Below are 23,745 nucleotides of genomic sequence, written 5' to 3'. Positions count from 1 at the left end.
GGAACACCCATGCATCATCTGCTGATCCTTGCGGCCGCATTGGCCGCACCCTCGGCATCGGCGACCGACACCGCCTCGATCGATGCCGATGTCGCCGCCGTGGTCCGGGTCGAGCATCTGCCCGGGCTGGCGATGGCGGTGATCGAGAACGGACAGGTGGTCTATCGCCATGTGGAGGGTGCGCGTGGTGATGGCGGCCGCATCAACGAGGACACGCTGTTCAAGATCGCCTCCAACAGCAAGGCGATGACCGCCGCGCTGCTAGCGCGGCTGGTGCAGCAGGGCACGCTGCGCTGGGACGATCCGGTGCAGCGCCATCTGCCTGAGTTCCGCATGCACGACGCATGGGTGGGCCAGCAGATGCAGGTACGTGACCTGTTGATCCACAACAGCGGCCTTGGCCTGGGCGCCGGTGACTTGATGCTGTGGCCGGAGCCGAACACGTTCACCCGCGACGACATCATTGCCGGGTTGGCGCACCTGAAGCCGGTCAGCAGCTTCCGCAGCCACTACGCCTACGACAACCTGATGTACGTGGTGGCCGGTGAAGTGGCGGCGGCAGCGGGTGGAAAACCGTACGACCGGTTGATGCGCGAGCAGGTGTTCGAACCACTGGGCATGACGCGCTGCCAGGTGGGTGCGTGGTTGGTGAAACGCGTGGGCAACGTGGCGCAGCCGCATGCCTGGCGTGGTGAACGCAACGAGGTGGTGAACGCCGAGGCTGCGATCAGCCCGGACCTGCCTTCGATGGCAGCGGGCGGCATCCGCTGTTCACTGCGCGACATGACGCGCTGGATGCAGGTGCTGCTGGATCCCGCGCTGGTGCCGGACTGGCTGGGCAGCGAACAGCGGCGCACGCTGTGGACCCTGCACATGCCGATGCCGCTGGGTGAGCGCCAGCGGCGCTGGGACAATGCGCATTTCTACGGCTACGGCTATGGCTGGCGCGTGTCGGACATGGACGGGCAGTGGAAAGTGGCGCACACCGGCACGCTGTCGGGCATGTACTCGTCGCTGGCGCTGCTGCCCGACCGGAAGGTGGGTGTGGTGATGCTGATCAATGGCGAAGGTGAGGATGCACGCACGGCCCTGATGCAGGCCGCGCTGAAACGCTTCACCACACCCGATGATGCGCGCCCTGCGATGGAGTACCTGGCGGAACTGAAGGCAGACCAGGCCGCTCGTGCGGCAACCGGCCATTCGCGGCCGTCCACCGTTGCGGCGCAGGAGACGAGCCGCACGGATCTGCCACGCTGGCAGGGCCGTTACCGCGATCCTTGGCTGGGCCCGGCTTCGCTGTGCCCGGGCAAGGACGGCCTGCGCTTCAGCGTGGACAAGTCGCCCAGGCTGCAGGCGGCCGTGCTGCAACTGCAGGGGCGCTGGCTGCTGCGCTGGGATACGCTGGGTGACGAGGCGCAGGCGTGGCTGCAGCCGGGCGAAGGCCCGGCACCGACATTGGACCTGCGCGCCATCGATCCGGACATCGACTTCAGCTATGACTTCCAGGACCTGCATTTCACTCGTACTGGCGACTGCGCTGGCAGCGACCACCAGCGCCGCTGAGCCACCGCGTGTTTCACCGGCCACCGACGCGGCCAGCGCTGGCTTGGTGGAGATCCGCACGTTGTCGCCAGGCATCGACATGGACATCCGCTACGCCGGCGCCAACAATTTCACCGGCGCGCGCGTGCCCGGCTACGAGGCGCCGTCCTGCTACCTGCTGGCGCCGGTGGCGAAGGCGCTGGCACAGGTGGAACAGGATCTGCGCGCGCAGGGCTTGGGCCTGCGCCTCTACGACTGCTACCGGCCGGTGCGCTCGGTGCAGGCGTTCATGGCCTGGGTGAACGATCCGCGCGAGCGCTCGCGCAAGGCACAGCAGTACCCGGACCTGGACAAGCCACGGCTGCTGGCCGACGGCTACATCGCCGAGCGCTCCGGCCACAGCCGCGGCGCCACGGTCGATCTGGGCCTGCTGGATTGCCGCAGCGGTGCGTGTACGCCGTTGGACATGGGCACCGACTTCGATTTCTTTGGCCCGCGCGCGCATACCCGGACGAGCGGGCTGAGCGCTGCGCAGCAGGCGAACCGCCAGCAGTTGGTGCAGGCGATGGCGCGCCGTGGCTTCGTCAACTATCCGCAGGAGTGGTGGCACTACACCCTGCAGCCCGAGCCGGATCCCGGCACCGCGTACGACGTGCCGGTGCTTTAGGGGTTATCGGCAGGGCTGCGCCCTCGACAATTTCCCGCTGCTCCTGGTAGGTATCGATCTTGGTCGACACGGTTGATCCACGGCATGCGTGGATGAATCTCCATCGACATCGAATATCTCGAAAATTGAACGAAGAGCATCCACGCATGGCGTGGATCTACTGGGGCTACCGGATTGGGTCCGGGGCAGATCCCTTACACTGGCCGCCATCCCACCGTTTCCCACCCGATGAACCTACCCCTGCACTTCGGCCTGCTCGGTACCCTGGAAGCCGGCGCCATCGCCCTGCTGGTCGGGCTGCTGGTGTACGTCCTGTGGTCGCAGCTGTGCCGGCTGCTGCACTGGACAGTGGGTCACGCGATCGGCTGGTCCTGCGTCATCGCCGTGATCATCTCCGCCGGCATCGACGCATGGAAGCTGTTCTACATGGGCATCGTGCGGCTGGAGTCGCCGCTGTACGCGCGCCTGTTCCTGGCCACCATCCATGATCCGAACGAACTCGGCAGCCGCGTGGTGCTGGAAATCGCCGGAGCGCTCGCCGGTGTTGCCCTCGGCTGGGTGTTGTTCAGTTCGCGGTCATTGGAAAAAACCGTCGACTGACGCAGGTTTTTCGTTGGTTGCCGGTTAAATCCGGCAGCGCTGAATGCGCATCTTATGAGCTGCTCACTTGCTGCTAACCACCGCGCTAATGCATGCGTGGAGGCGAGTGGTTAATCGTGTGTGTGCACGCCGGTCGCAACGCAAAATCGATTCAGAAAGGCGGTGGCAGGGTAGGTGCCGTGCGGAGACAACACGCCGCGCAACACCACCCAATTGGTAGGAGACACCCCTGATGACTATTCGCAACCGCAAGCCCCTGATCGCCCTGATCGTCGCCGCCGGCAGCGTGCTGGCCATTCCGGCGATGGCCCAGTCGGCCAAGCAGCAGGCCGCGCAGGCACAGAACGAAGCCGCGCAGGCGCAGCAGTCGGCGGCACAGGCAGGGCAGGCGGCTGACCAGGCGACCAATGCGGCCGCGGCGGCATCGGCGCAGGCCAATGGCGGTGGCCAGACCTGGGCCAGCATCGATACCGATGGCAACGGCACCATCAGCAAGACCGAGGCACAGGTAAACGCGGGCCTGGCCCAGGTGTTTGACCAGGCCGATACCAACAAGGACGGCGAGCTGAGCGCCGATGAGTACAAGGCTTACGTGGCCGCGCAGCAGGCCGGTGCGGGTGCCGGCGCGGCCCAGGGCCGCTGATCCACACCTGATTCGGGAAGACTGGTGCATGGGGACCCGGGCGGCTGCGGCCGCCCGGGTTTTTATCGTCACCAGCACCCCTGTATCCTTGCACGATGAACACCTCCACGCCTGCGCCGTCGCGCGCCATCGGCCTGGTCGGTTTTGACGGTGACGACACGCTGTGGAAGAGCGAGGACTACTACCGCAAGGCCGAGCAGGATTACCTTGACCTGCTGTCGCGCTACGTCGACGTGCACGACACCCAGACCGCACGCCACCTGCTGGAAGTGCAGCAGCGCAACCTGGCCGTGTTCGGCTACGGCGTGAAGGGCATGGTCCTGTCGATGATCGAAGCGGCCATCGACATCACCGGCCAGCGCATCGACGCCAAGGACATCCAGCGCATGCTGGACATCGGCCACGACACCCTGCGCCACCCGGTCGATCTGATCGACGGCGTGCGCGAATCGGTGGCGGCCATCGCAGAGCACTACCCGGTGGTGCTGATCACCAAGGGCGATCTGTTCCACCAGGAAGCCAAGATCAACGTGGCCAACCTGCGCGAGCTGTTCCCGCGTATCGAGATCGTCTCGGAGAAGGACCCGGAAACCTACGCCCGCGTGCTGGCCGAGTTCGATCTGCCGATGCGGCAGTTCGTGATGGTCGGCAACTCGCTGCGTTCGGATATCGAGCCGGTAGTGACCCTGGGCGGCTGGGGCGTGCATACCCCGTATGCAGTGACCTGGGCGCACGAGACCCAGCATGGCGTGGCCGACGACGAACCGCGCATGGTCACTGCCGATACCGCCCACGATTGGCCGGCCGCACTGGCGGCGATCGAGGCCAAGGCCGCTGCGGCGGCCTGACAGGGCCCGGCGGCTGCGGCAGAATCGGGGCATGAACGTCCGACTTCGCGCGCTGTTGTTGTCCCTGCTGCTGGTGCCGGCCACCGTGCTGGCCCAGCAGACCGCCGAGCGTTCGGCGGACTACACGGTGGGAACCGGTGACCACTGGGTCGATGCCCAGCTGCAGGACATCAATCACTACGCCGAGCGCTACCCCGACGCCTTCCTCGACGAAGTGTCGCGCTATGCCGAGGTGCCGCGCGGTTACATCAGCGCGCTGTTCACCACCCATGGCTGGCAGGCCGGGGACATCTACTTCGCCTGTTTCTGGGCCAAGGCCAGCGGCCAGACCTGCCGCGACAGCGTGCGCGCCTTCAGCCAGGACCCGGAGGGTGGCTGGGAAGCGGTGGTGAAGCGCATGCCCACCAAGCCGGACAACCTGCATTACCGCGCCGTGCGCCACGCCATCGTGGCCAGCTACCAGCACTGGGACCGGCCGATCACCCTGGATGCCACCCTGAAGCGCCAGCTCAAGCGGTAGTGCCGGCCGCTGGCCGGCAACTGCACCATTCCAGGCATCCGGAGGTTGCCGGCCAGCGGCCGGCACTACCGATTTCTTTCATGTTGCTCTGCATATCGCCGCCGCGCCGCGCTCCGGCGACAATACGGGTCCGAGCTGTTCCCCGTTCCCGTAATCGAGTGACTGATGAGCGCCTCTTTCGTTTCGCCTGATGTGATCCGCCGCCTGTTCGCACAGGCCATGTCCCGCATGTACCGCACCGAAGTGCCGCTGTACGGCACGCTGGTGGAACTGGTGGAGCGGATCAACGCGCAGGTGCTGGAGCAGGACCCCGCTCTGGCCGCGCAGCTGCAGCGCAACGACGAGCGTGCGCGCCTGGACGAAGAGCGCCATGGCGCGATCCGCGTTGGTACGGTGCAGGAGCTGGCGACGCTGCGCCGCCTGTTCGCGGTGATGGGCATGTTCCCGGTCGGTTACTACGACCTGTCGGTGGCCGGCGTGCCGGTGCACTCCACCGCGTTCCGCCCGCTGACCGGCGCCGCGCTGGCGCAGAATCCGTTCCGCGTGTTCACCTCGCTGCTGCGCCTGGAGCTGATCGAAGACGAAGCGCTGCGTGCCGAGTCCGCGCGCATCCTCGAACGCCGCCGTATCTTCACCGAAGGCGCACTGGCGCTGATCGACCAGGCCGAGCGTGACGGTGGCCTGTCGCAGGCCGATGCCGGGCGCTTCGTCGACGAAGCACTGGAAACCTTCCGCTGGCACGGCGATGCCACGGTCGACCTGCCGACCTACCACGCGCTGCACAACGCGCATCGGCTGGTGGCCGACGTGGTCAGTTTCCGTGGCCCGCACATCAATCACCTGACGCCGCGCACGCTGGACATCGACGCCGCGCAGGCCGCGATGATCGAGCACGGCATGGCGGCCAAGGCGGTCATCGAAGGCCCGCCGCGCCGTGCCTGCCCGATCCTGCTGCGGCAGACCAGTTTCAAGGCACTGGAAGAGGCCGTGCATTTCCCGGACGCGGAAGGTGGCGATGCCGGCACCCATACCGCGCGCTTCGGCGAGATCGAACAGCGCGGCCTTGCGCTGACCCCGAAGGGCCGCGCGCTGTACGACCAGCTGTTGTCGCAGGCCCGCGATGCCGGTGGCGAAGGCAGCACCGGTGGCGACTACGGCCAGCGCCTGCAGGCGGTGTTCGCCAGCTTCCCGGATGACCACGACACGCTGCGCCAGGAAGGATTGGGGTATTACCGCTACCAGCTGACCGATGCCGGCCGTGCCGCGCCGGAGCGCGTGGCCGATCTGCCGGCTGAAGTGCTGGTGGCTGCGGGGCTGGCCACGGCCGACCCGATCGTCTACGAGGACTTCCTGCCGGTCAGTGCCGCGGGCATCTTCCAGTCGAACCTCGGCGGTGAAGAACAGCGCGCCTACGCCGCCCAAGCCAACCGCGAGGCCTTCGAGCAGGCGCTGGGCGTGGCGGTGAATGACGAGTTCGAGATCTACGAGCGGCTGCAGGCTGAATCGCTGGTGGCGCTGCGCGCCTGATCGGGACCGCTTGGGTGCGTGTGGTGGGTGCGGACCTTGGTCCGCACTGATGTATCCGGGCTCCAGAGCAAATGCAGTGCGGACCAAGGTCCGCACCCACCGGACGCTGGTAGCGCCGGGCCATGCCCGGCGAACCGACAATGATCAACCCTTCATCGTGCCGGTATCCAGCCAACGCTGGTGCCACGACAGCGCTTCCGGCAGCAGGTGCGGGGTGTGCTTGCCGTAGCTCTCGCGGCTGGCGCGGTCGAAGTAATCCTGCAGCTGCGGGCGGAAATCCGGATGCGCGCAGTTGTCGATCAGCACCTGCGCACGCTTGCGCGGGGTCAGGCCACGCAGATCGGCCAGGCCCTGTTCGGTCACGATCACCGACACGTCGTGCTCGGTATGGTCCACATGGCTGGCCATCGGCACGATCGCCGAGATGGTGCCGTTCTTCGCGGTGGACGGGCTCAGGAACGCCGACAGGAAACCGTTGCGGGCAAAGTCACCCGAACCGCCGATGCCGTTCATGATCCGCGTGCCCATCACGTGCGTCGAATTGACGTTGCCGTAGATGTCCACCTCGATCATGCCGTTCATGCCGATGCAGCCCAGGCGGCGCACCAGTTCCGGGTGGTTGGAGATCTCCTGCGTGCGCATGATGATGCGCTCGCGGTAGAAATCGATGTTGTCCTTGAACGTCTCGTTGGCCTGCGGGCTCAGCGCGAAGCCGGTGCATGAGGCGTAGCTCAGCACGCCATCGCGCAGCAGGTCGAGCATGCCGTCCTGGATCACTTCGGTGAACGCGGCCAGGTCGCGGAAACCGCTCTTGGCCAGGCCGGCCAGCACGGCGTTGGGGATGTTGCCCACGCCCGACTGCAGCGGCAGCAGGTTCGGCGGCAGGCGGCCCTTCTTCACCTCGTGCTTGAGGAATTCGATCAGGTGCGAAGCGATCTGTTCGCTGGTCGCATCGATCGGGCTGAACGGGCTGTTGCGGTCGGGGCCGTTGGTGCGCACCACCGCCACGATCTTGTCCGGGTCGCAGCGCAGCGCGGTGTCGCCGATGCGGTCGTTGGCGTTCACCAGCGGAATCGGCTTGCGGTGCGGCGGCAGCGCGGTGCCGTAGTAGATGTCGTGCATGCCGTCCACGCCGGCCGGCTGCCATTCGTTGACCTCGACGATCACCTTCTTGGCCAGGTCCAACCAGGTCTTGTTGTTGCCGACCGAGGTGGAGGGCACCAGCGAGCCATCTTCGCGGATGGCCGAGACCTCGATCACGGCGGTATCGATCTCGCCGTAGAAGCCGAACCACACGTGCTGGGCAACGTGGCTGAGGTGGATGTCGATGTAATCCAGCTTGCCCTCGTTGATGCGGTTGCGCGCATCCGGGTCGCTCTGGAACGGCATGCGCATGGCGATGCCATCGGCCTTGGCCAGCGCGCCATCGAGTTCCGGCGCGGTGGAGGCGCCGGTCATCAGGCTGATCTGGAAGGGCAGGCCCTGGGCATGCACCGTTTCGATGCGGCGGGCCAGTTCGACGGGAACGGCCTTGGGATACCCGGAGCCGGTAAAGCCGCTCATGGCCACGGTTTCACCGGGCTGGATCAGCGCGGCTGCGGCCTCTGCGGAGACCACGCGGTCACGGAGACGCGCGTTGGCGATGCGATCAACAGACATGACGACACGTGTTGCTGGGGGGAATTCCGATTATCGGCCATCCTCATCCGTACGGGGGGTTCTACCTTCGTGGAATGGCTTTTCCCGCAGGGGTCACCCAAACCCGCCGGTTTTGTTTTGCAGTGCAGCGTGCAAAGTGCTTTCGCAGCCCGCACGATGGCCCTGCATCCCGACGTGGGGGAGGGAGCAGAGCCCGCTGGCAGTTCGCTGCAAGCGGGCTTTTTTATTGCCTGTCGCCCAGTATGAATGCGCGGTTCCCATCGGGGATCGGATCCTTTTGCCACAGGCAAAAGGCTCTGATCCCGCCAGCGGCACCAACCGGCGGTATCTCGGGGTCAGAGCCCCTCGCCGTTGGCAAAGGGATCCGACCCCGCGAGAATCAGCCCATGACCCTCGCCCCCGCTGACCTGCCCGCCTCCCTGCAGCCTCTTGTCGACCGCGCCCTGGCGCGTCTGGCCCAGGTCCTGCCCGAGCCGATCCCGGCCGACCTGCTGCCGTTGCTGACCCGGTTGGCGGTGACCAGCGACTTCGCGCTGGACACCCTGGTGCGGCAACCGGCGCTGCTGGCGCAGCTGGCCGCGCCCGGCTGCCCGCCGATCCCGGCCCCGGTGCTCGATCCGCTGCAGCCCAGCGACTGGCCGGCGCAGATACGGCGCTGGCGCACCGCCATGTCCACGCGGCTGATCTGGCGCGACCTGACGAGTCTGGACGACGTGGCGCAGACCCTGGCCGGTGCCACCACCCTGGCAGAGGATTGCCTGCGGCTGGCACTGGATGCCCTGCAGCAGGAATTCGCCCAGCGCCACGGCGTCATCGCCGATGAACAGGGTGCGCCGCAGCAACTGGTCGTGTTCGGCCTCGGCAAGCTTGGCGGTGGCGAGCTCAACTTCAGTTCCGATGTGGATCTGGTCTATGCCTACTCGCAGGGCGGCGAATCGGACGGACCGCGCCCGTTGGCGGCGGAAGAATATTTCGCTCGTCTCGGGCAGCGCCTGGCCAAGCTGCTGGATGAAACCACCGTCGATGGCTTCAGCCACCGCGTCGACCTGCGCCTGCGTCCGTTCGGCAGCGCCGGCCGCGTTGCGCTGTCGTTCGCGGCGATGGACCAGTATTTCCAGCGCGAGGGCCGCGATTGGGAACGCTATGCCTGGCTGAAGGCGCGCGCGGTGGCTGGCGGCATCGAGGCGGGTGAAGCGTGGCTGCAGACCCTGCGCCCGTTCGTGTACCGCCGCTACCTGGATTTCACCGCGCTCGACGGCCTGCGCGAGATGAAAGCGGCCATCACCGCCGAAGTCGCGCGGCGGGAACTGCATGAAGACATCAAGCGCGGCGCCGGTGGCATCCGCGAAATCGAATTCCTGTGCCAGGCGCTTCAGCTGATCCGGGGTGGCCGTGAGCCGGCACTGCGCGAGCGTCGCCTGCTGGTGGCGCTGGAGGCACTGGTGGCTGCCGGGCAGATCGCGCCCGAGGACGGCAGTGCGCTGCGCGAGGCCTACCTGTTCCTGCGCCGGTTGGAGAACCGCCTGCAGATGCTGCGCGACGCGCAGACCCACGTACTGCCCAGCGACGCGCTGGACCGCGAGCGCATCGCCGTCGGCCTCGGCTATCCGGACTGGGAGGTGCTGCGCGCGGCGTTGGCTGTGCAGCAGCTGCGCGTCAGTACTGAATTCGCCGCGCTGCTGGCACCACGCAAGGGCCAGGCCGCGCCCGACGCGCTGGCCAACTATTGGCGCAGCCTGCCCGAAGGCAGCAACGCACCACTGCTGGCCGAAGCCGGTTTCCTCGATGCCAACGGCGCCGACCAGTCGCTGCGTGATTTCGCCCAGGGCACCGGCGTGAAATCACTGTCTGATGCCGCGCGTGCGCGTCTGGATCGCGTGCTGCCTGCGCTGCTGCATGCGGCCACGCGTTCACCGCAGCCGGATGCCGCGCTCAAGCGCGTGCTTGGCCTGCTGCAGGCGGTGCTGCGCCGGACCAGCTATCTCGCGCTGCTGGACGAGCAGCCCAGCGCGTTGGCGCGGCTGGTCGATGTGCTGGCGCGCAGCGCGCTGCTGGCCGAGCGCCTGGCGGCGTATCCGCTGCTGCTGGACGAACTGCTGGACGTGCGCGTGTCCGGGCCGATGCCGGATGCCGCTGGCATGCTGGCGGAGTGCCAACAGGTACTGGCAGTGGAGGATCCCGAATCCGCGCTGCGTTGGCTCAACGAGACGCGGCTGGCGCTCAGCTTCCGCATGGCGATGGCCACGTTGGATGGCCGCCAGGGCGCGGTGGACAGCACCCGGCAACTGGCCGAGCTGGCGCAGGCGGTGGTGGTCACCGTGTTGGCGATGGCCGAAGCGGACATGCACGCCGCACACGGCGAGATTCCCGGCGGGCGCTTCGCGATCATCGGCTACGGCAGCCTCGGTGGGCTTGAACTGGGTTTCGGTTCCGATCTGGACCTGGTGTTCCTGCACGACAACCCGGCCGGGGTGGACGCCAGCGATGGCGCGCGTCCGCTGGAGCCGGGACGCTGGTACGCGCGCCTGGCGCAGAAGGTGATGGCGCTGCTCGGTGCAGTCACTGCTGCCGGGCGTCTGTACGATATCGACGTGCGCCTGCGCCCCGATGGAGGCAAGGGTTCGCTGGTGTCTTCGTTGGCCAGTTACACCGAATACCAGCGTGAACGGGCGTGGACCTGGGAACACCAGGCGCTGGTGCGCGCGCGCGGCGTGGCCGGCGATGCGAGCTTGCTGGCCGACTTCGAGCAGGTGCGTGCGCAGACGCTGGGGCGTGAGCGCGATCCGGCCACGCTGTATGCCGATGTGCTGAAGATGCGCGGCCGCATGCGCACCGAACTGGACCGCAGCGATGCCGCGCGGCTGGACCTGAAGCAGGGCGCCGGTGGCGTGGTGGACCTGGAGTTCCTGCTGCAGACCGGTGTGCTGGCGCGCAGTGCGCAGCATGCGGCGCTGCTGCAGCCGCGCGATACGCCCTCGTTGATTGATGCGCTGGCGGTTGCCGGTTTCCTGCCGGATGCCACCGCGCAGGCGTTGCATGGAGCACATGCCACGTTGCTGGATGTTGGCCTGGCCTGCACGCTGGACCGCCGCCCGCGGTTGGCACCGACCACACCGGCGATTGATGACGCGTGTGCAGCGATTGCCGCAGCGTGCAGAGCGGCAGAGCTGCCGTTCGCCTGAGTGGCGGATGGCGGAGGTCTGCAGTTGGTAGATGCCAACCTTGGTTGGCACAACCCGTCAGCGTTCATGACCCCGGCAACAGCGTGCCAACCAAGGTTGGCACCTGCCAGAGCTATGGCCTGGCGATGACCTGCTGTTGGTGGGTGCCAACCTTGGTTGGCACAATCCGTCAGCGTTCATGACCCCGGCGACAGCGTGCCAACCAAGGTTGGCACCTACCAGAGCTATGGCCTGGCGATGACCTGCTGTTGGTGGGTGCCAACCTTGGTTGGCACAATCCGTCAGCGTTCATGACCCCGGCGACAGCGTGCCAACCAAGGTTGGCACCTACCAGAGCTATGGCCTGGCGATGACCTGCTGTTGGTGGGTGCCAACCTTGGTTGGCACAATCCGTCAGCGTTCATGACCCCGGCGACAGCGTGCCAACCAAGGTTGGCACCTACCAGAGCTATGGCCTGGCGATGACCTGCTGTTGGTGGGTGCCAACCTTGGTTGGCACAATCCATCAGCGTTCATGACCCCGGCAACAGCGTGCCAACCAAGGTCGGCACCCACCAGGGCAATGGCGGTCAGCTGGTGGTGCGCAGCGGCGCCATCTTCCACAGCAGCGCACGGAACGGCGCGAGCAGGCAGACGCCGATCGCCAGCTTCACCGCCAGGTCGCCGGCGGCCCAGCTCACCCACGGCAGCGCCGAACCGGCAAATGCGATCGACCAGAAAATGGTGGTATCCACCGTCGCACTGCAGGTGGTGGCCACCATCGGTGCGCGCCACCAGCTGCCACGGCGCAAGCGGTCGAACACGGTGATGTCCAGCAGCTGCGCCACGATGAAGGCCGAGCACGAGGCAACGGCGATGCGCGGCGTGGCCACCCAGATCGACAGCAGCACCGCCACCAGGAAGCCGATCCACGCCACGCGGCGCGCCGGGCCCGGGCCGAAGCGGCGGTTGATCAGGTTGCTGACCAGGAACGCGACCGGATAGCTGAAGGCACCCCAGGTCAGCCAATCGTTGATCGGGTACTGCACCAGTACGTTGGACAGCAGCACCACCGCGCCCATCGCCAGCACCGCCAGCACCAGGGCGCGGGCGGTCAGCGGGGCAAACACAGGGGCAGGACGCACGGACATGGCGAGCCAGGGGGACAAAGGGGATCGCCCATTATCCGCCCGGCCCGCGGCAAAGCCAAAACCGGTCGTTCAGCTTTACAGCACTTCGCTCATCACGTCGCCGGCGGCGTAGGCGGTCGGCACATAGGCCAGCGCCTGGCCCTGCGCGCTCTTCACGGTCCAGCCGGCACCCGCGTCGGTCGGGTCGAAGCGCACCTGCTGGCCAACGACGAAGCCGGCGATCGGGTCATCGCCTGCAGCCGCCGGCCATTGCAGCGTTGCGGTCTGGTCGGCCTTGCCGGGCACCTGCAGGTGCACCTGGCGATCACCGGCTGGCGTGGTGGCGACCTGCTTCACCTCCATCGGCGGCAGCGGCACCGCCGGCGTGCGTGCGGCGACCTTGCCGTTGCGCTCGCTGGCCTTGAACGGGGCCTTGGACAGTTCGGCCAATCCCATCGACGTGGCCAACGGAATCGACAGCACGATCAGCGACGTGACCAGCACGCTGGTCTGGCCGCTGTTCAACTGTGGCGCGGCGCCGGCATGGACGGTGGGTACCACCAGCGCCGAAAGCAGCAGGGCAGTGGCGGGAACGCGCAGGCAACGGAACATGGAGACCTCCTGGTCAGGGGGGGACGGCGGCTCAGCGCCGGGTATCGAAGATGTCGCGCGGGCCGGTGGCCTCGGGCAGGTATTCCAGCGGGCGGCCCTGGTTGTCCTTCAGCTGCCAGCCCTGGTCGGCGCCGGTCGGCTCGAAGTTCACGGTCTGGCCCACGGTGAACTGCACGGCGGGATCACCGATGCCGCGCGGGTACTGCATCGACGCGGTGTTCTGCGGGTCGTTGGCATCACGCAGCAGCACTTCGCGGCGGCCATCCACGGTGGTGGCGATGGCGCTTACCTGCATCTGCGGCAGCTTGATCTGCTGCGGGCGCGCCAGCGGCTGGCCAGCATCGGCGGCATCCTGGGCTTCCTTCGCCGCCGCCGCGCGTGCCGAGGTCACCATCTGCGTGGACATCTCCAGGCTCGGCCCCTGCGGACCCGGGTCATGGATGATCACGATGCGGCGCTCCGCATGGGCGGCCGTGGACCAGGCCAGGCTCGCGACGATCAGCATCGGCATCAGGACGGCGGGCAGGGTACGCATGTCGTTCTCCTTGCTGGATTCAGGGCGTGGCGGCGGCAGCACCGGCTACCGGCACATGGGGGATCACCAGTTCCTGCTGCAGCTGGCTGCGCTGGTGCAGGAAATCGAACACCGATTCCACCGTCACCACCGAATAGTTGCCGGAGATGCGTTCGCCGGCCGGATGGTCGGTGGTGGTGGCGTTGGCCACGAACAGGCGCGCACCCACGCGCTTGCCCAGGCCGATATGCAGCACGCTGGGCTGGTACTTCTGCTGGCGCAGCCATTGCTGCGCCTGTTCGCGCTTGACGATGGCCGGCGCGCCTTCGATTTGCGCCATCGCCGCGGCCAGCACTTCCAGCACCCACTGGTTGGAGTTCTGGTAGTCGGTGGCGAAGGGGTAGGCGACCACGTTGTACCTGGTCTCGTGCAGTGCCTTGGGCTGGATCGACGGCGACACCAGCATCGCCTTCAGTGCGGCACGCAGTGGTGCCGACGGCACGCCGATGCGCAGGTCGGTATGGCCGCCGCTCTCGCCGACGAAGTTGCCCAGCCCTTCGTGGTACAGCTGCGAGCTGTCGGTCTTGCAGCGGTTGAGCAGGTGCATCGCGCGCCAGCGGCCGTCGTCCTCGCGCAGCAGGAAGGCCAGGTGGCTGTGGCGCAGGCCATAGCGGCTCAGGTCCTGGCCACCGCGTGCGGCCACCACCACGTCAACATCAGGCAGCGCGTCCAGGCGCTCGGCGGTGGTCCAGGCCACGTCCAGCATCGCCGCCTGCGACGCCACGCTCGGGTAGCGCTCGCGGCACTCGGTGCTGTTGGCCCAAGCGGATGCGGTCGCCAGCAGGCTGGCGATCAGCAGCGCGGCGCGGGGCAGGCGGGAAAAACGATCCATGTCGGTACCTTCAACGGCGGGCAGGCCCGCGCGCCGATCATACGCTGCTCAGCGCAGCGGACGATCCACGCCCTTGCGCTGGAGCTCCTTGTCGCAGGCATCGCTGATCGGCGCGATCGGCAACGGCGGGCGCTCGCCAGTCTTCGGATCGCGCAGCGCCGGCTGCTCGCGGTAAGCGTCCAGCTGCTGCTGGCATTGATACGAGATCGGATCCAGTTCGGTGGGCGCGGTGGAACACGCGGCGAGCAGGGCCAGGGGCAGCAGGAGCAGGGTACGCATGAAGACGTTCGGAGTGATGGGGGAAACCGGACTCTAACTGTGCAAGCGGATTGAAATGTTCAGAAATCGCTGCGCAATCGGGTAGTGCCGGCCGCTGGCCGGCAATGTCAGGATCTTCGGTAGCGCGTAGAGCGTTGCCGGCCAGCGGCCGGCACTACCGTGATGCCAGGCGCCCCCGATTGCCGGCCAGCGGCCGGCACTACCCCAGTGCCAGGCGCTGCTTCACTTCTGCCGCCACCCGCGCGGTCTCGCGCAGTGGCTCGATGCGGTCGTACTGCCAGTCCAGCCAGTGCGCCTGCAGCCGCCCACGCTCGCGCAGTTGCTGCTGGAAGCGCGCCAGCCGGCCCTGCACGGTATCGGCCAGCGCCACCATCACCGGCATGCGCGTGGCGCAGGCTTCGGACAGCAGGTTCACCGAATCGGGCGAGACCACCACGCGGTTGGCCCAGCCGAGCAGGCCGCCATAAGGATTGGTGCCGTCGCCGCCGTCGCCCCAGATGACATGCGGCAGGTCGGCGAACGTCGCGCGCAGGATCTCCGCCAAGGCCGGCGGCGTGCGTCGCGAGGTGGTGGCCAGCAGGCTGCCGCCCTCGCTGCGGATCTGCTCGGCCAGCGCCTGGAACACGCCCACCATCGCGGTCTCGTCCCAGGGCGCCAGCGGCGTCGGCCCGCCCACCAGCAGCGCGGTGCGCGGGCCGGGCAGGGTACTGAAGCCAGCGAACGCGGCGCGGCCCCAGGCCAGCCAGTCATCGTCCACCGGGTTGAGGCTGCCGAGCAGGGTCAGCACGTTGCTGCCACGCAGGGCATCGTGTTCGGGCACCACCACCACATCCCAGTGGCGGGCGTTGATGCGCGGGTCGAGGATCTGCACCACCTGGCTGCCACGTGCGCGCAGCACGCGCAGTGCGCCGGCGGCCTGACGGCCACAGCCGATCGCCAGCGGCGGGGCGTCCGTGGCCAGCGTCGCGAATGCCTCGCCGTAGCCGTTCACATCACCGGGCAGCCGCCGCGGCGACAGCCAGCGCCAGGGTGCGCGGGGCTGCAGGACCAGCGGCCGATGGGTGCCCTGGCGCAGCGCAGAGGCCAGCGCGACCGCCTGGCGGACATTGCCGGCACGGCCGTCCGTGACCGTCCAGGGCGCACTCGATCGTTTCACCTGTGGCATTAATTCGTTTCAGCCCTGCTGGGTGTTGCAACAGTCGCGACACTCTACACTGCGGCTCGTCGTTTCGCCCCGCGCCGCCCGCGGGCACTGACTTCCCTTAGCCGCCCTGGAGATCCACCGATGTCCCACGCGCTCGACGCTGCTGCCCTCGACCAGCTGTTCCGCACTGCCCGCACCCAGAACGCTTTCCTCGACAAGCCGGTCCCGGCCAGCCTGCTGCAGGAACTGTACGACCTGGTGAAGTGGGGCCCGACCGCCGCCAACACCACGCCGGCCCGCTTCGTCTTCGTCACCTCGAAGGAAGCCAAGGCCAAGCTGGCCCCGGCCCTGTCCGAAGGCAACCACGACAAGACCATGGCCGCCCCGGTCACCGTCATTATCGGTTTCGACCTGGACTTCCACGAGAAGCTGCCGTACCTGTTCCCGCACACCGATGCCAAGGCCTGGTTCGACGGCCCGCAGGAAGGCCGCCACGAAGCCGCCATCCGCAACGGCAGCCTGCAGGGCGCCTACCTGATCCTGGCCGCACGCGCGCTGGGCCTGGATGCCGGCCCGATGTCGGGCTTCGATGCAGCCAAGGTGGATGAAGCCTTCTTCGCCGGCACCTCCATCAAGTCGAATTTCCTGGTCAACCTGGGTTACGGTGACTCGGCGGGCCTGTTCCCGCGTCTGCCGCGCCTGTCGTTCGACGAAGCGGCGCGCATCGCGTAAGTCGCTGTATCGGTTTCGGGCCTGCCGTCCCGTGGCAGGCTCTTGCTGCACCGTGTACCCACCCTACGATCCGGAGAGTTCCTCAGATGAGCGCCACCCGTAAACTGCTGCTGCCGCTGGCCCTGACCCTGGCCATCGCCGCCTGCTCCAAGCCGGCCGACACCGCTGCCCCGGCTGCCGATGCCGCCGCCCCGGCTACCACCGAGCAGGCTGCCACCCCGGCCGCCGACGCCGCTGCCGCCGCGCCGGCCGCCGAAGCGATCCAGATCGCCTCGGGCACCTACAAGCTGGACCCGACCCACACCGACGTGCTGGCCCAGTGGAGCCACTTCGGCTTCTCCAACCCGAGCGCGCACTTCGGCAACGTTGAAGGCACTCTGGTGTACGACGCCGCCGACGTGACCAAGTCCACCGTGGAAGTGAAGCTGCCGCTGAGCGGCCTGAACAGCTTCACCGCCAAGTTCGACGAGCACCTGAAGAGCGCCGACTTCTTCGACGCTGCCAAGTTCGCCGATGCCACCTTCAAGAGCACCAAGGTGGAAGCGGCTGGCACCAACAAGCTGACCGTCACCGGTGACCTGACCATCAAGGGCATCACCAAGCCGGTCACCCTGGACGTCACCGTCAACGGCGGCGGCGAGCACCCGATGGCCAAGGTTCCGGCCGCCGGCTTCGATGCCACCACCACCCTGAAGCGCAGCGATTTCGGCGTCGGCGCCTATGCCCCGAACGTCAGCGATGAAGTGAAGATCCGCATCACCACCGAAGCCACCGGCGAAAAGCCGGCTGCTTGATGCATCCCACTCACTCGTCGTGAGAAGGCAGAAGGCCCGCTGAAAAGCGGGCCTTCTTTTTGGAGCGCGGGTAGAGCCGGCCGCTGGCCGGCCGCATGCGAGGTGCCCGATGATGATGGTGTTGCCGGCCAGCGGCCGGCACTACCCGGTAGGTGCCAGCCTGCATCTGGTGGGCGTGGACCGTTGGTCCGCACGATCCCTCAGCGCAACGCGCCCAACCAAGCCACGCACGCTTCGCTCGGGCTCTGCTTGGCCTTCACCGCCAGCCCGCTCATGCGCGCGAAGGTCTGCGCGGTCTGCGCCACCACCTGGCGTGCGATCAGCGCCGCCTGCTTGGTCGCGGCCTGCTGCTTGCGCAGCTGCACGATGTTGATCGAAGGCCGGCCCACTGGCGCGTATTTCTGGTCGCGGCGCAGCACGTCGGCCACCTGTGCTACTTCGAATTCGGCCTGCAGGTAGCGGTGCTGGGCCTCCACCAGCTCACGCAGCGGCGTGCGCAGTGCGGCGGTGTCGGCGAACGCGGCCAGAGCCGCATCGCAGGCGGCGTCATCGGCGAAGCGGGTACGCAGCGCGTCCACGCTGGCCAGGGTCAGTTTGGCCATGTGGGCCTCGTTGCTGCAGGAAAGGAGCGCGATTGTCGCATTGCTTGGCGTGCTCCGGGCCGGGACGCTTCCGCTTTGGTAGAGTCGACTGTTAGTCGACTGCTCTTGGCGCGATACCGGAAACCCCCGCGCTGCGCGCGATAGTCGACTAACAGTCGACCCTACCTGGCTGGCATTTCAGGCGCAGCCGCACCCACGGAAGGAAGACCCATGCAGGACGCGCAGTACTGGTTGAATGAATTCTGGTCGGGCCTGAGCGTGCTCGATCTGGTGGGCGGCAGCGTGCTCGGCACGTTGCTTGGCCTGGTGCTGGGCATCGTCGCCTGGCGCGGGCTGCACCGCCGGGGTTGGTTGCAGCGGCGCAAGCGCTGGCATCACTGGCTGCTGGCCAGCTACGTGGTGCTGCTGCCGCTGGCCACCGCCTTCTTCGGCCTGCAGCTGGGCTTCACCGCCGGTGCGCACCGCGCGCTGTTCAAGCAGCTCGATCATTTCCAGCCGCACCTGCAGACCCTGGTGGAAGGCTGGAGCGAAGGCTTCACCGACTCGCTGGACGACCCGCGCATGCGTGAGGCATTGCGCAGCCAGGGCACGGTGGGTGATGTGGCCGACACCATTGCCTCGGCCTACCTCAGCGAACATCCGCTGCCCGGCCTTGATCGTCTTGGCAACGGCCCGTTGGCGCGCGGCACCGGCTGGGTGATCGGCAAAGTGCGCGAAGGCCTGCTGCGCGGCATGGTGGAAGACACGCTGGTGGACAAGGCCGGCACCCTCGGCCTGGAACCCAAGGTGGTGCGCGAGGCGCTGTCCATGCATGTGGATGAGCTGCTGCACACTCGTGGCGTGCTGCGGCTGGTGAAGGCGCAGATCAACGGCATGATGCCCGGCGTGTACTTCGGGCTGCTGTTGCCGCTGCTGATCATCGCGCTGCTGGTGGCGCTGGAGATCTGGGCCGCGCAGCGGTTCGGGTGGATGCGGCGGGTGGCGTCCCGCGCGGTAGTGTCGGCCGCTGGCCGGCAATTGCAGGTTCCTGCCGAGGGTTCATGAGGTTGCCGGCCAGCGGCCGGCACTACCTGTTGCAGGGCGTGCGGACCAACGGTCCGCACCCACCGCCTTTTGATCAATCGCCGTCGGTTTCGTCCGGGTGGGCCTTCCAGTAGCCGGTCGAACGGATCCAGTCGCGCGGCACGCCCAGGTGGCCTTCGATGAACTTGCGCATCATCCGCGCGCGGCGCGATTCGGTGGCGATCCAGTAGAAGACATCGCCGTCCGGTGCCTCGAAGTCGGTCAGCATGTCTTCCAGCAGCGTGCTGCTGGCCGCCGGGAAGCCATTGCGCTCCAGCCAGTGGATGCGCACGTTCTCGTACTGCGGCAGGTCCTGGCGTTCGGCTTCGTCGCTCACTTCGATGAAGGCCTGCACCTCGGCACCGTCCGGCAGCACGTCCAGCCAGCGGGCGATGGCCGGCAGCGCGGTTTCATCGCCAATCAGCACATAGGCATCAAAGCTGTCGGCCACCACGAAGGAGCCGCGCGGGCCGCCGATCACCAGCGTATCGCCAGCCTTGGCCTGCTCGGCCCACGGCCCGGCAATGCCCTGGTCGTGCAGCACGAAGTCGATGGCCAGCTCGCCGGTCTCGTGGTCCCACCAGCGTGGGGTGTAGTCGCGGGCCGGCGAGGGCTCCTTGCCGGCCGGATAGCTGCGGCCTTCGGCAGTGACCACCGGCAGCACCATCTCGCCGCTGGCATTGGGGAAGAACAGCTTGATGTGGTCGTCAGCGCCGGGCGAATCGAAGCCGGCCAGCTCGGCGCCACCCAGCACGATGCGGCGCATGTGCGGGGTGACCTCTTCGGTGCGCAGCACGGTCAGTTCACGGAAGCGCACATCCAGGCGCAGGCGCGTGTTGTTGTGTTCGGTCATGGAGTTACCTGTAAAGGTGTCGCGCGGGGGCGCGCGGCGTAGGGGAGACCTGGCTGGATTCAGTCTGGCTGGGTCGTTGAAATGGGTGGGCTCTCGCTACCGGCCGTACCGTTGAGCAGGGCAGACGCCCGCGTCAGCAGCGCCGCTACTTCTTCCGCTTCGCCCTCGGCCCAGCGGCCGTGGTGATGCACCAGCGCCCGCTTGAACTCGCGCAGGGCACCGGCCAGCGGCGGCGGCAGCGAGGCCTTGGTGATCTCGCGGGCACGGTCGAAGGCACGCCGCTGCGCCAGGCGCACCTGGGTGCGCTGCACCTTCAGCTCGAACTCGCCGGCGGCGGTGATGCGGAAGATCCGCTTCCCATCCACTTCCTCGGCCTCGATCCAGCCGGCCTGCTCGAAGCTGGCCAGCAGCGGATACATGGTGCCGGCGCTGGGCGTGTAGGCCTGCATGAACTGGTTGCTGATCAGCTGCATCAGCTCGTAGCCATGGCGGGGTTGCTCGCCGATCAGGGCCAGCACCAGCAGGCGCAGGTCGCCGCGGCTGAGCACCCGCGGCTGGCCGTTGCGGCGCGGCACGGATGGGTCGGTGGAACGGGTTCTGGGAGAAGCGGTACGGCTCATTTCGATATATCGGTAAACGAGTGTGCAAACGATATATCGATATATCGAAGACGACAATCACCGATCCGGCCACAAGCGGGTCAGTTTTGGGCCACGGCCAGCCCCGCGCACAGCAAAAGGGGCGCCCCCTGCGAGGCGCCCCGGGCAACACTGTGGAAGGGAGTGAGGCAGGGCCAGACGGCGGACCGAAGCGGGCGAGGCCAACACTCGAGGCCTACCCTGAGGGCAGGGCGGGGGGCGATCCAGAGGCAGGTGCGACACGTTGTCGCCGGTTCAGCGCCGGCACGCGCAGCCGATACTGGTGGGCATGGCGCTGCCCTACAACCGTCATCGGCAGCGGTAACACTGCGTCCTGCACATGGGCGCAGCGGCCCGCAAGCGACAGCCCGCGCAGCCACCAAGGCCCGCCGCAGGGCCTTCAGCGGGCCTGGCAAGCCCCTTGCGGACACTGGCTGGTTGCATCCATACGCCTGCGTAGCCAAGTGACGAAAGCCCTTGGTGCGCTACACTTTGCGGTCTAGAAATCTATACAACAGTCGCGCGCGTGCGTGCGGTTATGGGAGCGCTAATGAACTGGTTGAACGAGGTGCTGAACAACGACCCGAATCCTGTGGAAACCCAGGAGTGGATCGAGTCGTTGAAGGCCGTTATTGATGTCGAGGGCTCCGAGCGCGCGCATCAGCTGCTGGAAGGCATGGTGGAACTGACCCGTCGTTCGGGCGCCTACCTGCCGTTCTCTCCCACCACCGAGTACGTCAATACCATCGAGCCGCAGCTCGAGGCCAAGAGCCCGGGCAATGCCGAGCTGGAATGGCGCATCCGCTCGATCATCCGCTGGAACGCGATGGCCACCGTGGTCCGCGCCAACCGCAAGCCGGGTGACCTGGGCGGCCACATCGCCTCGTTCGCCTCCGGCGCCACCCTGTACGACGTGGGCTTCAACCACTTCTGGCGCGCCCCGAGCGAGAGCCACCCGGGCGACCTGCTGTTCATCCAGGGCCACAGCGCCCCGGGCATCTATGCGCGTTCCTTCCTGGAAGGCCGCATCAGCGAAGAGCAGCTGGACAAGTTCCGCATGGAAGTGGACGGCGGTGGCCTGTCCTCGTACCCGCACCCGTGGCTGATGCCGGAATACTGGCAGACCCCGACCGTGTCGATGGGCCTGGGCCCGCTGGCCGCCATCTACCAGGCGCAGTTCATGCGCTACCTGGAAAACCGTGGCCTGATCGAGAAGTCCGACCGCAAGGTGTGGTGCTTCATCGGCGACGGCGAAAGCGACGAACCGGAAACCCTGGGTGCCATCGCCCTGGCCGGCCGTGAAGGCCTGGACAACCTGATCTTCGTGGTGAACTGCAACCTGCAGCGCCTGGACGGTCCGGTGCGCGGCAACGGCAAGATCATCCAGGAACTGGAAGGCGTGTTCCGTGGCGGCGGCTGGAACGTGATCAAGCTGCTGTGGGGCGGTTACTGGGATGCCCTGCTGGCCAAGGACAGCGACGGCGTCCTGAAGAAGCTGATGATGGAAACCGTCGACGGCGAATACCAGAACTGCAAGGCCTTCGGCGGCGCCTATACCCGCGAGCATTTCTTCGGCAAGTACCCGGAAACCGCTGCGATGGTCGCCGGCCTGAGCGACGACGACATCTGGCGCCTGAACCGTGGTGGCCACGACCCGCACAAGGTGTACGCCGCCTACCACCAGGCCGTGAACACCAAGGGCATGCCGACCGTCATCCTGGCCAAGACCGTGAAGGGTTACGGCATGGGCAGCGCCGGTGAGGCACTGAACCCGACCCACCAGACCAAGAAGCTGGACGACGAAGCGGTGCGCCACTTCCGCGACCGCTTCAACATTCCGGTGACCGACGCGCAGCTGGCCGACGGCCAGGTGCCGTTCTACCACCCGGGCCCGGATTCGGCGGAAGTGCAGTACCTGCAGGAACGTCGTGCCGCGCTGGGCGGTTACCTGCCGCAGCGCCGCCGCAAGGCCGACAAGACCTTCGTGGCACCGAAGCTGGAAAGCTACGAGCGCCTGCTGAAGAGCAGCGGCGAGCGCAGCTACTCCACCACCATGGCCTTCGTGCAGAGCCTGAACATCACCCTGCGTGACAAGGAACTGGGCCCGCACATCGTGCCGATCGTGGCCGACGAAGCCCGTACCTTCGGTATGGAGGGCCTGTTCCGCCAGATCGGCATCTACGCGCCGTTCGGCCAGAAGTACAAGCCGGTCGATGCCGACCAGCTGATGTTCTACCGCGAAGACCAGAGCGGCCAGGTGCTGCAGCAGGGCATCAGCGAGCCGGGTGCGATCAGCTCGTGGATGGCCGCCGGTACCAGCTACTCGGTCAGCAACGTGCCGATGCTGCCGTTCTACATCTACTACTCGATGTTCGGCTTCCAGCGCGTGGGTGACATTGCCTGGCAGGCAGCGGACATGCGTACCCGCGGCTTCCTGCTGGGTGGCACCGCCGGCCGCACCACGCTGAACGGTGAAGGCCTGCAGCACGAAGATGGCTTCAGCCATCTGGTGGCCGGTGGCATCCCGAACGTGCGCAGCTACGACCCGACCTTCGGCTTCGAAGTGACGGTGATCCTGCAGCACGGCACCAAGGCGATGATGGAAGATCAGATTGACGAGTATTACTACGTCACCCTGATGAACGAGAACTACACCCACCCGGAAATGCCGGAAGGTGCGGCCGAAGGCATCGTCAAGGGCATGTACCTGCTGACCGACGCCGGCAAGCCGAAGAAGGGCGAGCTGCGCGTGCAGCTGCTGGGCTCGGGCACCATCCTGCGCGAAGCCATTGCCGCCGCCGAGCTGCTGGACAAGGACTTCGGCGTGACCGCCGATATCTGGAGCTGCCCGAGCTTCAACGAACTGCGTCGCGATGGTTTCGACGTGGAGCGTGCCAATCGCCTGCATCCGGAAGGTGAGCAGCGCAAGGCCTACGTGACCGAGCTGCTGGAAGGCCGCCAGGGCCCGGCGATTGCCGCCACCGACTATGTGCGTGCGTATGCGGACCAGATCCGTGCGTTCGTGCCGATGTCGTACACCGTGCTGGGTACCGATGGCTTCGGCCGTTCGGATACGCGTGCGAACCTGCGTCGGTTCTTCGAGGTTGACCGTTACTACATCGCGCATGCCGCGATTGCGGCGCTGGCGAAGGAAGGGAAGATGACCGCGAAGGATGTGGCCCGGGCGATCAAGCAGTACAAGATTGATCCGGAGAAGGCTAATCCTGTCGGGGTTTGATGAAGAGTTGCGGTTGAATGCAGAAAAGGGGGGCCTCGGCTTCCCTTTTCTGTGTCTAAGGTCCCGCACTTCCAGAATATATGCTGCG

The 23,745-nt window shown here is 67.0% G+C and carries 22 protein-coding genes; 12 read left to right on the top strand and 10 right to left on the bottom strand.

Annotated elements, in window-relative coordinates:
* The first annotated feature begins 9 nt into the window (after positions 1-9).
* From AC13GF_RS05475 to hglS, 7 genes are all read left to right on the top strand, one after another.
* On the top strand, positions 10-1,563 hold the full coding sequence (locus tag AC13GF_RS05475; protein ID WP_483003628.1) for a serine hydrolase domain-containing protein: 1,554 nt from the start codon (positions 10-12) through the stop codon (positions 1,561-1,563).
* Complete coding sequence (locus tag AC13GF_RS05470; protein WP_483003627.1) at positions 1,496-2,209, top strand: M15 family metallopeptidase; 714 nt, start codon at positions 1,496-1,498, stop codon at positions 2,207-2,209. Before AC13GF_RS05475 ends, AC13GF_RS05470 begins: the two co-directional genes overlap by 68 nt.
* Before the next feature lie 228 nt (positions 2,210-2,437).
* The gene (locus tag AC13GF_RS05465; RefSeq protein WP_483003626.1) at positions 2,438-2,809 is read left to right on the top strand and encodes a hypothetical protein; all 372 of its coding nucleotides are present in this window, start codon (positions 2,438-2,440) and stop codon (positions 2,807-2,809) included.
* Positions 2,810-3,041: 232 nt separating this feature from the next.
* Positions 3,042-3,452, top strand: coding sequence for an EF-hand domain-containing protein (locus tag AC13GF_RS05460; protein WP_004139214.1), 411 nt, complete (start codon positions 3,042-3,044; stop codon positions 3,450-3,452).
* Positions 3,453-3,547: 95 nt separating this feature from the next.
* Positions 3,548-4,300: an HAD family hydrolase gene (locus AC13GF_RS05455; RefSeq protein ID WP_483003625.1), complete on the top strand. Its 753-nt coding sequence runs from the start codon at positions 3,548-3,550 to the stop codon at positions 4,298-4,300.
* 31 nt (positions 4,301-4,331) lie between these two features.
* A complete protein-coding gene (locus tag AC13GF_RS05450; RefSeq protein WP_483003623.1) occupies positions 4,332-4,820 on the top strand; it encodes a hypothetical protein in 489 nt (162 codons plus the stop codon).
* A 165-nt stretch (positions 4,821-4,985) separates the two neighbouring features.
* Positions 4,986-6,347, top strand: coding sequence for a 2-oxoadipate dioxygenase/decarboxylase HglS (gene hglS / locus AC13GF_RS05445; RefSeq protein WP_483003621.1), 1,362 nt, complete (start codon positions 4,986-4,988; stop codon positions 6,345-6,347).
* 144 nt (positions 6,348-6,491) lie between these two features.
* Here hglS and AC13GF_RS05440 read toward each other — a convergent pair whose 3' ends face one another.
* Positions 6,492-8,006 (bottom strand): acetyl-CoA hydrolase/transferase family protein, encoded by a 1,515-nt coding sequence (locus AC13GF_RS05440; protein ID WP_483003620.1) that lies wholly within the window; start codon positions 8,004-8,006, stop codon positions 6,492-6,494.
* 386 nt (positions 8,007-8,392) lie between these two features.
* Here AC13GF_RS05440 and glnE point away from each other — a divergent pair, with 386 nt between their 5' ends.
* Positions 8,393-11,188 (top strand): bifunctional [glutamate--ammonia ligase]-adenylyl-L-tyrosine phosphorylase/[glutamate--ammonia-ligase] adenylyltransferase, encoded by a 2,796-nt coding sequence (gene glnE / locus AC13GF_RS05435; RefSeq protein ID WP_483003619.1) that lies wholly within the window; start codon positions 8,393-8,395, stop codon positions 11,186-11,188.
* A gap of 569 nt (positions 11,189-11,757) precedes the next feature.
* Here the strand turns inward: glnE and AC13GF_RS05430 are convergent.
* The 6 genes from AC13GF_RS05430 to AC13GF_RS05405 all read right to left on the bottom strand — a co-directional run bounded on the left by AC13GF_RS05430 (position 11,758) and on the right by AC13GF_RS05405 (position 15,759).
* Positions 11,758-12,318 (bottom strand): queuosine precursor transporter, encoded by a 561-nt coding sequence (locus AC13GF_RS05430; RefSeq protein ID WP_126928824.1) that lies wholly within the window; start codon positions 12,316-12,318, stop codon positions 11,758-11,760.
* Positions 12,319-12,393: 75 nt separating this feature from the next.
* Positions 12,394-12,909 (bottom strand): hypothetical protein, encoded by a 516-nt coding sequence (locus tag AC13GF_RS05425; RefSeq protein WP_329892829.1) that lies wholly within the window; start codon positions 12,907-12,909, stop codon positions 12,394-12,396.
* Between the two features lie 31 nt (positions 12,910-12,940).
* Positions 12,941-13,444 (bottom strand): hypothetical protein, encoded by a 504-nt coding sequence (locus AC13GF_RS05420; RefSeq protein WP_004139502.1) that lies wholly within the window; start codon positions 13,442-13,444, stop codon positions 12,941-12,943.
* Between the two features lie 19 nt (positions 13,445-13,463).
* Complete coding sequence (locus AC13GF_RS05415; protein ID WP_483003618.1) at positions 13,464-14,315, bottom strand: DUF2145 domain-containing protein; 852 nt, start codon at positions 14,313-14,315, stop codon at positions 13,464-13,466.
* Positions 14,316-14,363: 48 nt separating this feature from the next.
* Positions 14,364-14,594: a hypothetical protein gene (locus tag AC13GF_RS05410; RefSeq protein WP_483003616.1), complete on the bottom strand. Its 231-nt coding sequence runs from the start codon at positions 14,592-14,594 to the stop codon at positions 14,364-14,366.
* A gap of 199 nt (positions 14,595-14,793) precedes the next feature.
* Positions 14,794-15,759, bottom strand: a complete 966-nt coding sequence (locus tag AC13GF_RS05405) for a mitochondrial fission ELM1 family protein (protein ID WP_126928820.1) — start codon at positions 15,757-15,759, stop codon at positions 14,794-14,796.
* Between the two features lie 120 nt (positions 15,760-15,879).
* On the opposite strand from AC13GF_RS05405, the gene AC13GF_RS05400 reads away from it, so the two are divergent.
* Positions 15,880-16,470, top strand: coding sequence for a malonic semialdehyde reductase (locus AC13GF_RS05400; RefSeq protein WP_004139510.1), 591 nt, complete (start codon positions 15,880-15,882; stop codon positions 16,468-16,470).
* Between the two features lie 86 nt (positions 16,471-16,556).
* Complete coding sequence (locus AC13GF_RS05395; protein WP_126928819.1) at positions 16,557-17,264, top strand: YceI family protein; 708 nt, start codon at positions 16,557-16,559, stop codon at positions 17,262-17,264.
* 200 nt (positions 17,265-17,464) lie between these two features.
* Here AC13GF_RS05395 and AC13GF_RS05390 read toward each other — a convergent pair whose 3' ends face one another.
* Positions 17,465-17,866 carry a hypothetical protein gene (locus tag AC13GF_RS05390; protein WP_483003614.1) on the bottom strand — a complete coding sequence of 134 codons (402 nt, stop codon included), beginning with the start codon at positions 17,864-17,866 and terminating at the stop codon, positions 17,465-17,467.
* Between the two features lie 210 nt (positions 17,867-18,076).
* On the opposite strand from AC13GF_RS05390, the gene AC13GF_RS05385 reads away from it, so the two are divergent.
* Positions 18,077-18,910 carry a hypothetical protein gene (locus tag AC13GF_RS05385; RefSeq protein WP_483003613.1) on the top strand — a complete coding sequence of 278 codons (834 nt, stop codon included), beginning with the start codon at positions 18,077-18,079 and terminating at the stop codon, positions 18,908-18,910.
* A gap of 73 nt (positions 18,911-18,983) precedes the next feature.
* Here AC13GF_RS05385 and AC13GF_RS05380 read toward each other — a convergent pair whose 3' ends face one another.
* A complete protein-coding gene (locus AC13GF_RS05380) occupies positions 18,984-19,781 on the bottom strand; it encodes a siderophore-interacting protein (protein WP_180883408.1) in 798 nt (265 codons plus the stop codon).
* 59 nt (positions 19,782-19,840) lie between these two features.
* Positions 19,841-20,401, bottom strand: a complete 561-nt coding sequence (locus tag AC13GF_RS05375; RefSeq protein WP_483003612.1) for a PadR family transcriptional regulator — start codon at positions 20,399-20,401, stop codon at positions 19,841-19,843.
* A gap of 568 nt (positions 20,402-20,969) precedes the next feature.
* Between AC13GF_RS05375 and aceE the strand changes: the two genes are divergently transcribed.
* Entirely contained in the window at positions 20,970-23,657 is a 2,688-nt protein-coding gene (gene aceE, locus AC13GF_RS05370; RefSeq protein WP_483003611.1) for a pyruvate dehydrogenase (acetyl-transferring), homodimeric type, read from the top strand.
* Positions 23,658-23,745: the final 88 nt, after the last annotated feature.

The sequence above is a fragment of the Stenotrophomonas sp. 22LJNL06-5-1 genome (assembly GCF_056861455.1).
The sequence above is the reverse complement of the archived record's forward strand: the minus strand, read 5'-3'. Positions and strand labels throughout refer to the sequence as shown.

Bases quoted from the DNA above. Each gene is read 5' to 3' on its own strand.
- AC13GF_RS05475 (WP_483003628.1), top strand. From the start codon at position 10: ATGCATCATCTGCTGATCCTTGCGGCCGCATTGGCCGCACCCTCGGCA.
- AC13GF_RS05470 (WP_483003627.1), top strand. From the start codon at position 1,496: ATGACTTCCAGGACCTGCATTTCACTCGTACTGGCGACTGCGCTGGCA.
- AC13GF_RS05465 (WP_483003626.1), top strand. From the start codon at position 2,438: ATGAACCTACCCCTGCACTTCGGCCTGCTCGGTACCCTGGAAGCCGGC.
- AC13GF_RS05460 (WP_004139214.1), top strand. From the start codon at position 3,042: ATGACTATTCGCAACCGCAAGCCCCTGATCGCCCTGATCGTCGCCGCC.
- AC13GF_RS05455 (WP_483003625.1), top strand. From the start codon at position 3,548: ATGAACACCTCCACGCCTGCGCCGTCGCGCGCCATCGGCCTGGTCGGT.
- AC13GF_RS05450 (WP_483003623.1), top strand. From the start codon at position 4,332: ATGAACGTCCGACTTCGCGCGCTGTTGTTGTCCCTGCTGCTGGTGCCG.
- hglS (WP_483003621.1), top strand. From the start codon at position 4,986: ATGAGCGCCTCTTTCGTTTCGCCTGATGTGATCCGCCGCCTGTTCGCA.
- AC13GF_RS05440 (WP_483003620.1), bottom strand. From the start codon at position 8,006: ATGTCTGTTGATCGCATCGCCAACGCGCGTCTCCGTGACCGCGTGGTC.
- glnE (WP_483003619.1), top strand. From the start codon at position 8,393: ATGACCCTCGCCCCCGCTGACCTGCCCGCCTCCCTGCAGCCTCTTGTC.
- AC13GF_RS05430 (WP_126928824.1), bottom strand. From the start codon at position 12,318: ATGTCCGTGCGTCCTGCCCCTGTGTTTGCCCCGCTGACCGCCCGCGCC.
- AC13GF_RS05425 (WP_329892829.1), bottom strand. From the start codon at position 12,909: ATGTTCCGTTGCCTGCGCGTTCCCGCCACTGCCCTGCTGCTTTCGGCG.
- AC13GF_RS05420 (WP_004139502.1), bottom strand. From the start codon at position 13,444: ATGCGTACCCTGCCCGCCGTCCTGATGCCGATGCTGATCGTCGCGAGC.
- AC13GF_RS05415 (WP_483003618.1), bottom strand. From the start codon at position 14,315: ATGGATCGTTTTTCCCGCCTGCCCCGCGCCGCGCTGCTGATCGCCAGC.
- AC13GF_RS05410 (WP_483003616.1), bottom strand. From the start codon at position 14,594: ATGCGTACCCTGCTCCTGCTGCCCCTGGCCCTGCTCGCCGCGTGTTCC.
- AC13GF_RS05405 (WP_126928820.1), bottom strand. From the start codon at position 15,759: ATGCCACAGGTGAAACGATCGAGTGCGCCCTGGACGGTCACGGACGGC.
- AC13GF_RS05400 (WP_004139510.1), top strand. From the start codon at position 15,880: ATGTCCCACGCGCTCGACGCTGCTGCCCTCGACCAGCTGTTCCGCACT.
- AC13GF_RS05395 (WP_126928819.1), top strand. From the start codon at position 16,557: ATGAGCGCCACCCGTAAACTGCTGCTGCCGCTGGCCCTGACCCTGGCC.
- AC13GF_RS05390 (WP_483003614.1), bottom strand. From the start codon at position 17,866: ATGGCCAAACTGACCCTGGCCAGCGTGGACGCGCTGCGTACCCGCTTC.
- AC13GF_RS05385 (WP_483003613.1), top strand. From the start codon at position 18,077: ATGCAGGACGCGCAGTACTGGTTGAATGAATTCTGGTCGGGCCTGAGC.
- AC13GF_RS05380 (WP_180883408.1), bottom strand. From the start codon at position 19,781: ATGACCGAACACAACAACACGCGCCTGCGCCTGGATGTGCGCTTCCGT.
- AC13GF_RS05375 (WP_483003612.1), bottom strand. From the start codon at position 20,401: ATGAGCCGTACCGCTTCTCCCAGAACCCGTTCCACCGACCCATCCGTG.
- aceE (WP_483003611.1), top strand. From the start codon at position 20,970: ATGAACTGGTTGAACGAGGTGCTGAACAACGACCCGAATCCTGTGGAA.